General features: G+C 69.3%; 7 protein-coding genes. 5 read left to right on the top strand and 2 right to left on the bottom strand.

What is annotated here, in order from left to right:
* Positions 1 to 94 precede the first annotated feature (94 nt).
* On the top strand, positions 95 to 1,462 hold the full coding sequence (locus tag ABTX60_RS39780) for an L-serine ammonia-lyase (protein WP_352101721.1): 1,368 nt from the start codon (positions 95 to 97) through the stop codon (positions 1,460 to 1,462).
* Positions 1,463 to 1,471: 9 nt separating this feature from the next.
* On the opposite strand, the gene ABTX60_RS39775 is transcribed toward ABTX60_RS39780, so the two are convergent.
* Positions 1,472 to 3,052 carry a GMC family oxidoreductase gene (locus tag ABTX60_RS39775; protein ID WP_352101719.1) on the bottom strand — a complete coding sequence of 527 codons (1,581 nt, stop codon included), beginning with the start codon at positions 3,050 to 3,052 and terminating at the stop codon, positions 1,472 to 1,474.
* Positions 3,053 to 3,233: 181 nt separating this feature from the next.
* On the opposite strand from ABTX60_RS39775, the gene ABTX60_RS39770 reads away from it, so the two are divergent.
* Positions 3,234 to 4,817, top strand: coding sequence for a GMC oxidoreductase (locus ABTX60_RS39770; protein ID WP_352101718.1), 1,584 nt, complete (start codon positions 3,234 to 3,236; stop codon positions 4,815 to 4,817).
* 27 nt (positions 4,818 to 4,844) lie between these two features.
* On the opposite strand, the gene ABTX60_RS39765 is transcribed toward ABTX60_RS39770, so the two are convergent.
* The gene (locus tag ABTX60_RS39765) at positions 4,845 to 6,452 is read right to left on the bottom strand and encodes a PucR family transcriptional regulator (RefSeq protein ID WP_352101717.1); all 1,608 of its coding nucleotides are present in this window, start codon (positions 6,450 to 6,452) and stop codon (positions 4,845 to 4,847) included.
* Positions 6,453 to 6,579: 127 nt separating this feature from the next.
* Between ABTX60_RS39765 and hisD the strand changes: the two genes are divergently transcribed.
* The 3 genes from hisD to ABTX60_RS39750 all read left to right on the top strand — a co-directional run bounded on the left by hisD (position 6,580) and on the right by ABTX60_RS39750 (position 10,276).
* On the top strand, positions 6,580 to 7,905 hold the full coding sequence (gene hisD / locus ABTX60_RS39760; protein WP_352101716.1) for a histidinol dehydrogenase: 1,326 nt from the start codon (positions 6,580 to 6,582) through the stop codon (positions 7,903 to 7,905).
* Between the two features lie 95 nt (positions 7,906 to 8,000).
* Positions 8,001 to 9,611: an APC family permease gene (locus ABTX60_RS39755; RefSeq protein WP_352101715.1), complete on the top strand. Its 1,611-nt coding sequence runs from the start codon at positions 8,001 to 8,003 to the stop codon at positions 9,609 to 9,611.
* Positions 9,608 to 10,276 carry a ThuA domain-containing protein gene (locus ABTX60_RS39750; RefSeq protein WP_352101714.1) on the top strand — a complete coding sequence of 223 codons (669 nt, stop codon included), beginning with the start codon at positions 9,608 to 9,610 and terminating at the stop codon, positions 10,274 to 10,276. The genes ABTX60_RS39755 and ABTX60_RS39750 overlap by 4 nt, the downstream gene beginning before the upstream one ends.
* Positions 10,277 to 10,280: the final 4 nt, after the last annotated feature.

The following is a 10,280-nucleotide window of genomic DNA, read 5'->3' as shown; positions in this document are numbered from 1 at the left end:
CAAGGGCGCCTGGGCGAAGGCGAGGGTCGACTGCCTGGTGACCGGAGGCAAGGTCCGCCCCCTCTGCACCACCCCCGTAGTCAGGAGTTCCCCCGTGGCCATCTCGGTCTTCGACCTGTTCTCGATCGGCATCGGCCCGTCCAGCTCCCACACCGTCGGCCCGATGCGCGCGGCCGGCCTGTTCGTCCGGCGGCTGCGCAACGAGGAGCTTCTGGGGTCCGTCGCCTCGGTCCGCGCGGAGCTGTACGGCTCGCTCGGCGCCACCGGCCACGGCCACGGCACGCCCAAGGCGGTGCTGCTCGGCCTGGAGGGCGACTCGCCGCGCACGGTCGACGTGGAGAGCGCCGACGGGCGGGTGGAGGCGATCAGGACCGGCGGCCGGCTCAACCTGCTCGGCGAGCACGAGATCGCGTTCTCCTTCGACGACGACATGGTGCTGCACCGCCGCAAGGCCCTGCCCTACCACGCCAACGGCATGACCCTGTGGGCGTACGACGCCTCGGGCGCCGAGCTGCTGACGAAGACGTACTACTCGGTCGGCGGCGGCTTCGTCGTCGACGAGGACGCGGTCGGCGCCGACCGCATCAAGCTCGACGACACCGTTCTGAAATACCCCTTCCGCACGGGTGACGAGCTGCTGCGCCTGACCGAGGAGACCGGCCTGTCCATCTCCGCGCTGATGCTGGAGAACGAGCGGGCCTGGCGCTCCGAGGAGGAGATCCGCGAGGGCCTGCTGGAGATCTGGCAGGTGATGCGGGACTGCGTGGCGCGCGGACTGTCCCAGGAGGGCATCCTGCCCGGCGGTCTCAAGGTGCGCCGCCGGGCCGCGAACACCGCGCGCAAGCTGCGCTCCGAGGGCGACCCGCTGGCCCTGTCCATGGAGTGGATCACCCTCTACGCCATGGCGGTCAACGAGGAGAACGCCGCCGGCGGACGGGTCGTCACCGCGCCCACCAACGGCGCCGCCGGCATCATCCCGGCGGTCCTGCACTACTACATGAACTTCGTGCCGGGCGCTGACGAGGAGGGCGTGGTCCGCTTCCTGCTCGCCGCGGGCGCGATCGGCATGCTCTTCAAGGAGAACGCCTCGATCTCCGGCGCCGAGGTCGGCTGCCAGGGCGAGGTCGGCTCCGCCTGCTCGATGGCCGCGGGCGCCCTCGCCGAGGTCCTCGGCGGCTCGCCCGAGCAGGTCGAGAACGCCGCCGAGATCGGCATGGAGCACAACCTCGGCCTCACCTGCGACCCGGTCGGCGGCCTGGTGCAGATCCCCTGCATCGAACGCAATGGCATGGCGGCGGTCAAGGCCGTCACGGCAGCCCGCATGGCCATGCGCGGCGACGGCTCCCACAAGGTGTCCCTGGACAAGGTCATCAAGACCATGAAGGACACCGGCGCCGACATGTCGGTCAAGTACAAGGAGACGGCCCGGGGCGGGCTCGCGGTGAACATCATCGAGTGCTGAGGGGCGGATTCACCCCGCCGACGTCCGTATCAGCGAGGCGGCCTTCTCTCCGATCATGATGGCGGGGGCGTTCGTGTTCCCGGTGACGAGGGTCGGCATGATCGACGTGTCCGCCACCCGGACGTTCTCCAGCCCGCGCACGCGCAGTTCGTGGTCGACGACCTTGCCCATCATGCAGGTGCCCGACGGGTGGTAGAAGGAGAACGACTGTGTGCGGATGAAGTCGTCGATGTCCTGGTCGCTGTCCGACAGCGGGGCGAGTCCGGCATCGGCGGCACCACGCAGGTCCGACTGCAGCAGGGACGTCAGCCGCTGCTCACGGGCGATACGCATGCACAGCCGCACGCCCTCGCGCAGCCGCCGCCGGTCGTCGGGGTCGTCGAGGTAGTTGTGGAAGATGCGCGGCTTGGCGTAGGGGTGGGAGTGCCGCAGCCGCACCGAGCCGCGGCTCGCGGGCCGTGCGACGTAGGGCCCGAACGACATGCCCGGCTCCAGCGGCGCGGCCAGACCCTCGTCACGGACGATGCCCAGCGCGGCGTGCACCTGGATGTCCGGGGCGGGAAGGTCGTCGCTGGAGCTGAAGAAGCCGCCGGTCTCGTTCCAGGCCATCGGGCCGGTGCCCTGCCGGCGCAGGAGCTGCTCCTCCGCCGAGGTGTCCGGTCCCAGGAGCGGTTCGGTGTCGCTGAAGAAGCTGATGAAGCACCCGGTGTGGTCCTGCATGTTCCTGCCCACGTCCGGCAGGTCGTGCAGGGGGGTGATCCCTCCCGCGGTCAGTTCGTCGGCCGGCCCGACGCCCGACTGGAGGAGCAGGTGGGGCGAGTTGTAGGCGCCGAGGGACAGCACGATCTCACGGTCGACGTGGATCGTCCGGACGGTTCCGAGGTGGTCGACCTCCAGGCCGGTGGCCCGCGAGCCGTCGAAGCTCAGGCGCAGGGCGGTCGTCGAGGGAAGCACGGTGAGGTTCGGACGCCCCGCGGCCGGCTCCAGGAACGCGATCGCGCTGCTGCACCGCAGGCCGTTCCGTTGCGTGACCTGGTGGTAGCCCACGCCCTCCTGCTCGGCTCCGTTGAAGTCCGCGTTGTACTTGTGGCCCGCGTCCTGAGCCGCCTCGACCCATGCCGTCAGCAGCGGGTGGACCGAGTTGGGGTTGCTGACGGTGAGGGGGCCGCCGGTGCCGTGGAAGTCGTCGGCCCCGCGCTCGTTGTCCTCGGACTTCTTGAAGAACGGCAGGACGTCGTCGTAGCCCCAGCCCGGGTTGCCGAGCCGCTCCCAGGTGTCGTAGTCGTAGCGGTGCCCGCGGACGTACAGCATGGTGTTCATCGAGCTGGTGCCGCCGATCGCCCGGCCGCGGGGCAGGTAGGCGCGGCGCCCGCCGAGCTGCGGCTCGGGCTCCGTCTCGAAGTCCCAGTCGAACGCCGTCTTGAGCTGCTGCGAGAACAGTGCGGGTATCTCGAAGAGGCGGCCCCGGGCAGGCGGACCCGCCTCGATCAGCGCGACCGTGACGCCGGGATCCTCGGACAGCCGGGCCGCCAGCGCACAGCCGGCCGAGCCGGCCCCGACGACGACGTAGTCATACGATTCCCTGTCCATTGCGCCTCCCTGGAGCTGGTCTCTGGAGAGGCTAGAGACGCCGGGCCCGCTCAGCACATGCACGAAGTGAGCAACCGGGGCGGCAGCCATTACCCATTCCGTGCATGTGCTGCATTCATGCCGCTGTTTAGGCTCTCCTCGAACCTCCGCCGTACCCGAGCGCCTAAGGGGATTCCGAGTCATGTCCCACCCGGTCCGTCAGGATTACACTCCCCCGGAACTCCGGCCCGAGGCCCTCGTTTCAGTCGGTACCGCCGAGGAGATCAGCACCGATGTCCTGATCATCGGCTCCGGCATGGGCGGATCCTCGCTGGCCTGGGCGCTGAAGGACTCCGGTCTCGACGTCCTCGTCGCCGAACGCGGCCATTTCCTTCCCCGTGAACCGGAGAACTCGCAGCCGGCCGAGATGTACATCAAGGGCCGGTACAAGAACGCCGGCTATTGGTACGACGGCAGCACCGGCAAGCCGTTCTCGCCGGGTGTGTATTACTGGGTGGGCGGAAACACCCGTTTCTACGGTGCCATGCTGCCCCGTTTCCGGCGCAGTGACTTCACCGAGGTGGAACACCACGAGGGCGTCTCGCAAGCCTGGCCTTTCGGTTACGACGACCTGGAGCCCTTCTACACCGTCATGGAGCATCTGCTCCAGGTGCACGGGCAGACCGGCGAGGACCCGACCGAGCCGCCTCGCTCCAAGCCCTACCCGTATCCGGCGCTCCAGCACGAACCGGAGATCGAGCGGTTCTCCCGGTCGCTGCGCAGGCAGGGCCTGCATCCGTTCCACACGCCGAACGCCCTGAACCTCAGCACGCAGGCCGATCGCGCCGCCGTGACGACCGCCGACGGCTGTCCGGACGAGACGGGCATGAAGTCGGACGCCGAGAACCGGCTCCTCCTCCCCGCGCTGCGCGACGGCGTGAAGATCCTCACGGGCGCGGAGATCACCCGCCTGATCACCTCCCCCGACGGCCGCAAGGTCGTCGCCGCCGAGGCATGGCACGCGGGCCGCACCGTCCGGATCAACGCCAAGACCTTCGCCCTCGCCGGAGGTGCCGTCAACTCGGCCGCGCTGCTGCTGCGTTCGGCCGACGACGCGCACCCTCAGGGTCTCGGCAACTCCTCAGGACTGCTGGGCCGCAACTACATGGTCCACAACAGCACGTTCTTCGTCGGGGTCAACCCGCTGCGGACCAACCCCACGCAGTGGCAGAAGACCCTCGGTCTGAACGACTTCTACGAAGCCGGACCCGGGACGCGCTTCCCGCTCGGGAACCTCCAGATGCTGGGCAAGCTGCAGGCCCCCATGCTCAAGCCCGCGCGTCCGTGGGCACCGACCTGGGCACTGAAGTTCATGGCGGCCAGGAGCCTCGACATCTACCTGACGACCGAGGACCTCCCGTCGCGGAACAACCGGGTGCGCGTGGACGGCGAGCGCATCCTCATCGACTGGACGCCGACCAACCTCGGCCCCCACCACGAACTGGTGCGCCGGGTGACCCGGGCGGTCCGCACGTCCGGCTATCCGCTGATCTTCACCCAGCGCATGGGCATCGAGACCAACTCCCACATGTGCGGAACGGCCGTGGCGGGCGACGACCCGGCGCAGAGCGTGCTGGACCCCCTGTGCCGCAGCCATGACGTCGAGAACCTCTGGCTGGCCGACTCGTCGTTCTTCCCGTCCTCCGCGGCGCTCAACCCGGCCCTGACGATCGGGGCGAACGCCTTGCGCATCGCCCCGTCCCTCGCCAGGGCGACGAAGGGCTGACGCCGTAGCGGCCCGGCCCGCCGCAGGTCAGGTCCGCCGCAAGGTCGGCTTGCGCAGCAGGTCGTTTCCGCGCACGGCCAGTTGCAGCCGCTGCTGGTTGCTGACCTGAGTGAGGTCGAGGCCGAGGATCTCGGAGAGTTTGTCGAGGCGGTGGTAGAGGGTGCGGCGCTGGATGAAGAGCTCCTCCGCGGCCCGTGCCTTGTTGCCACCGGAGTCGAGGAACGTGCGGAGGGTGGGCAGCAGAGGGTTCTTCGCCAGTGCGTCGTGCTCGAGGAGCGGACCGAGTTCGTCCTCGACGTAACGCCTGAGCTCGGGACCCTCGGAGAGCGCGACGAGGAGGCGCAGCGCTCCGAGGTCGTCGAAGTGACGCACTTCCGTGGTCGAGGCCGCCGCGGCGACGGACGCCGCGCTGCGGCTCTGGCGCAGTGCCAGCGGAAGCACCGCCGGCTCCACGACGCGGCTGATGCCACCCCTAACCCCGTGATCGGTCAGCAGGGTCCGCACATGGCCGGCGTCGGCGCGGGTGGGCAGGCCCACGACCGCCACGTCGAAGTCTCCGGTGTCGCCCACGACGGCGGGCCAGCCGGCCTCCTCCAGAAGACGGGCGAGGATGTGGTCCTTGACGGGCTCCTCGTCCCCCGCCCATGCCGTGACGACGACGAGGTCCCGCCCGCGCAGGTCCTGGCCGAGCGCCAGGCTGAGGGTCACGAACCGCTCTCCTGTGACGTCGCCGAGCAGAAGCCGGTTGAGCAGCGCCGTCTGGCGCTGGGAGGCGCGGGCGCCGCTCTCCCGTTCGCTCAGCAGCGAGATCGCCACGGCCGCGGCGGCCCGCTCCAGCGTGCGCAGTTCGGGCGGGCTCGGCTGCCTTCCGCCGTGCAGGAGGTGGAGCCACCCCCACGACTCGCCCCTGAGCACCACGGGTTGGCGAGCGCACGGCGCGACCTCGCGAAACGAGGCCGCCGAGGCGGTCGGGACCTCGGGGCGCTGCGCCGCGAGCGAGGGGTGGCGTTCGTGGATCGCCCGGGAGTGCGCACTCCACTCGTCCACGATCCGGTCGGCCTCCGGCGTCGCGCCTCCGTACGCCAGCATCTGATGGGCGACGTCCTCCAGCACCACGGGGTGCCCGGTGCGACGCGCCAGTTCTCTGACCACGCCGACGTAGTCCTCGTCCGCCAGGAGGAGATCCATGAACGCCTGGCTGGTGGCCTCCTCGGCGATCAGCTGCTTGACGCGCATGCCGACCAGGACCTCGTGGACCTGGGCCGACGTCTCGACGAAGGGAATCTCGTCGGAGAGTCCCACCAGGGGGAGGCCGACCGCCTCCGCCTCCTCGATCACGGCCTCCGGCATGGAGTCGAACATGCGCCCGGCCAGTTCGACGACGAGGACGGCCGCGTGGGCGTCCGCGAGGCGCCGGATGAAGGCACGCTGCTCCAGTTGCGTCGCGCCCATGCCGAGGCCGGCCGTCAGCAGCATCTCCTGACCCGTGAGAAAGCGGTGGATGTCCGGGATCTCACCGGTGTGCACCCAGCGCACAGGACGGTCCAGATTCCTCTCCCCGGCATACACACGCACGGCGGTGCGCGTGAACACCTCGAGCTCCAGCGCGGCGCGCACCGTCAGGACTTGAGCCATGATCCACGACCTCGGTGTGTGCAGAACCCCCGGTCAATATTGCACACACTGTGCCTGTCGTCCCACCCCCCGTTTCCCCAGACTTCAGGGCAAGCCCGCAGGCACGACCCCGTGCAAGGAGTGCAGAGTGTCAGCCCAACACAAGACCATCAAGGCTCCTGTCGCCGTGAAGACGTCGCGGACCAGCCGTCCGGAAATCGTCGAGACCGTCGCGGACGTGATCGCCGACGTACGGGCCAACGGCGACGCCGCCGTGCGCCGCTGGTCGCAGAAGTTCGACGACTGGAGCCCGGAGTCCTACCGGCTCGGTCCGGACCAGATCGCCTCCGTCGTCTCCTCCGTCCCCGAGACGGTCCTCGACGACCTGCGGTTCGTCCAGAAGCAGGTCCGCGGCTTCGCCCAGGCGCAGCGGGACTCCCTCACCGACTTCGAGGTGGAGACGCTGCCCGGCGTGTTCCTGGGGCAGCGCAACATCCCCATCGGCGCGGCCGGCGCCTACGTGCCCGGCGGCCGTTACCCCCTCACGGCGTCGGCCCACATGACCGTCCTGACGGCCAAGGTCGCGGGGGTCGGACGGGTCGCCGCGACGACTCCGCCGGACCGGGGTGCTCCGCCGCCCGTCAGCATCGCCGCGATGCATCTGGCCGGGGCGGACGAGATCTACGTCATGGGCGGTGTCCAAGCCGTGGCCGCGCTGGCGCTGGGCACCGAGACGATCGACGCGGTCGACATGCTCGCCGGCCCCGGCAACGCCTATGTGGCGGAGGCCAAGCGCCAGCTCTTCGGCGAGGTCGGGATCGACCTCTTCGCCGGACCGACGGAGGTACTGATCGTCGCGGACGACACCGCGGACCCGTTCGTGGTGGCGACGGACCTGCTGTCCCAGGCCGAGCACGGACCCGACTCCCCGACGGTTCTCATCACGACCTCCGAGGAGGTGGGCAGGCAGACCATCGCCTGGGTGGACAAGCTGCTGCCGGACCTGCCCACCGGAGAGGTCGCCGGGCGTGCCTGGCGCGACCACGGCGAGGTGATCGTGGTCCCCACCCTGGACGCCGCCTACGAACTCGCCGACGAGTACGCCAGCGAGCACGTCCAGATCCTCACCGCCGAGCCCCGCGAGGCGCTGCACCGGATGCGCAACTACGGCGCCCTGTTCCTCGGGGACAAGACGTGCGTCGCGTACGGCGACAAGGTCATCGGCACCAACCACGTGCTGCCCACCCTGGGGGCGGCCCGCTACACCGGCGGCCTCTGGGTCGGCAAGTACCTCAAGACCATGACCTACCAGGAGATCAGGGACGCCGGCTCCAGTGCCCGGCTCGGCGAGATCTGTGGCAGGGCCTCGCGCATCGAGAACTTCGAGGGACACGCGCGCTCGGGGGACGTCCGCGCCGCGCGCTACGGATCGGCCCGGCTGGACTGGACCGACCACACCTTCGAGCAGGGCTGAACCGCGATGGCCCATCGCGACTTATGCCGGACCGCAAACGGGTCACGGCAGTCGTTCGACAAGGAGCTTTTCCCTCTCAACCCACGGAGATCGTCATGTCAGCTACGGACAACGAGGCGCACGCGGCGCCCACATCCACCCCCGGCGGCCCCTCGGGCGGGACCGCGACTCCCGTCTCGTCGGCCGCGGACGCGGAAATGCTCGCCGTACTCGGCTACGAGCAGAAGTTCGACCGCAAGGTCAGCCTCTGGGGGAACTTCGCCCTGGGCTTCGTGTACCTCTCGCCCCTCGTCGGCGTCGTGGCCCTCTTCGCGGTCGGTCTGGCGACCGCCGGCGGACCGTCCATCTTCTGGATCGGCATCGTCGGGGCCGGACAGTTCCTGGTCGCGCTGGTCTTCGGAGAGGTCGTCTCGCAGTTCCCGCTCGCGGGCGGGCTCTACCAGTGGGTCAGAAGGCTCTGGAACGGGCGCTATGCCTGGTTCAACGCGTGGACGTACATCTGTTGCATCACCATCGGCATCACCAGCACCGCACTGTTCAGCTCGGACTTCGCGGCCAGCCTCTTCGCCGGAACCGCTGCCGAGCCCGCCATCAGCTCCACCCCCGCCCAGCGCCTGTGGATCGCGATCGGTGTGACCGCCGTCTGCATGATCTGCAACTGTTTCGGCACCAGGACCCTGGCTCTGATCTCCAAGATCGGACTCGCCGCGGAACTGATCGGCATCGTCCTCGTGGGCTTCTACCTGCTGATCTTCGAACGGCACAACTCCGTCTCGATCTTCTTCGAGGCCAGCAGCTCCACCCATGACAGCTACGTCATGGCCTTCATCGCCGCCTCGCTCGTCGGGCTCTTCCTCTTCTACGGCTTCGAGGCGTGCGGCGAGATCGCGGAGGAGGTTCCCAACCCCTCCCGCAGCATCCCGCGGGCCATGCAGCTGACCGTGGCCGTCGGTGGAGTGGCCGCGCTGTTCGCGTTCGTCGGTTACGCACTGGCGGCTCCGGACCTCGCCTCGATCCTCTCGGGCAAGGACACCAACCCGATCCCCTCGATCCTGCAGAGCTCGGTCGGCACCATAGGCACGAAGGTGGTGCTGGCGGTGATCATGACGTCCTTCATCGCGGGTGTGATGAGCCAGCAGGCCGCCGCGAGCCGGATCGTCTTCTCCTTCGCCCGCGACGACATGTTCCCGGGTTCCCGCGTCTTCTCGCAGATCACCCGCAAGCACCGCGTCCCCCTGAACGCGTTGCTGGCCGTCAACGTCCTGCCGCTGCTGCTCTTCGTGTTCGTCTACTACTCGCCCGACTCCCTCACCAAGATCGCGGCGTTCCAGATGCTGGCCGGATACGCGGCGTTCATGATGGTCGTACTGGCCGCGCTGCGCATGCGCCTGAAGGGCTGGCGTCCCGCCGGAGCCTGGACCCTCGGCCGCTGGGGCTTCCTGGTCAACGTGGCGGCTCTGGTCTACGGCGTGCTCGGGATGGTTCTTCTCGCCATGCCCACCGGCGACTCCGGAACCCCGTTCGTGGACCGGTGGGTCGCACTCATCGGGTTCCTCGTCGTCTCGGCCGTGGGGCTCGTGTATCTGTTGGCCGCGAAGCCGGAGCGCAAGTCGACTGCGCCGGAAGGCGACGCCATGGAGGTGGCCGAGCGGCTGCGCAGCCGCGCCGCGGCCCTGTCCCGTACGACCGGAGGGAACACCGCATGACCCGCGTTCTGTATCTGTACGGAGGCTGGCCGGGGCACAAGCCCTACCAGGTGGCCGAGGAATGGGCCCTCCCGATCTTCAAGAACCTCGGATTCGACGTCGACGAGACCAACGACATCTTCGCGCTCGACGCCGACCTCACCGGCTACGACCTCATCGCGCTCAACTGGAACAACGCGCTGCTGTCCGAGGGGCTGACCGCCGCCCAGGAGGCCAACCTGCTGGGGGCGGTGGAGAACGGCACCGGGATCGCCGCCTGGCACGGCGCGGCCGCCGCGTTCCGCACGAGCCTGAAGTACCACTGGCTCATCGGCGGCAGCTTCCTCGAACACCCCGCCGGCGAAGGCGTGAAGTACCCCTACGCAGTCACCCTCACCGACACCGGCCACCCGATCACCGCCGGGGTGAAGGACTTCCAGGTCGCGTCGGAGCAGTACTACATGTCCGTCGACCCCAACAACCACGTCCTGGCCGAGTCCACCTTCACCGGCGAACACCTGCCGTGGCTGGAGGGAAAGACGATCCCTCAGGCCTGGACCCGGACCTGGGGACGGGGCCGCGTCTTCTACAGCGCGGTCGGACACGACCTCGACGACCTCCAGAACCCGGACGTCACCCGCCTGTGCACACAGGGTTTCGCCTGGGCCGCCCGTCAGGACGCCTGACCCC

The organism is Streptomyces sp. NPDC126510 (genome assembly GCF_040302345.1).
Classification (GTDB): domain Bacteria; phylum Actinomycetota; class Actinomycetes; order Streptomycetales; family Streptomycetaceae; genus Streptomyces.
This window is presented reverse-complemented; position numbering and strand designations above follow the sequence as displayed.

What these genes read in the sequence shown, in the direction of transcription:
- ABTX60_RS39775 (WP_352101719.1), bottom strand. Translation starts at nt 3,052, where the DNA reads ATGGACAGGGAATCGTATGACTACGTCGTCGTCGGGGCCGGCTCGGCC.
- ABTX60_RS39770 (WP_352101718.1), top strand. Translation starts at nt 3,234, where the DNA reads ATGTCCCACCCGGTCCGTCAGGATTACACTCCCCCGGAACTCCGGCCC.
- ABTX60_RS39765 (WP_352101717.1), bottom strand. Translation starts at nt 6,452, where the DNA reads ATGGCTCAAGTCCTGACGGTGCGCGCCGCGCTGGAGCTCGAGGTGTTC.
- ABTX60_RS39755 (WP_352101715.1), top strand. Translation starts at nt 8,001, where the DNA reads ATGTCAGCTACGGACAACGAGGCGCACGCGGCGCCCACATCCACCCCC.
- ABTX60_RS39750 (WP_352101714.1), top strand. Translation starts at nt 9,608, where the DNA reads ATGACCCGCGTTCTGTATCTGTACGGAGGCTGGCCGGGGCACAAGCCC.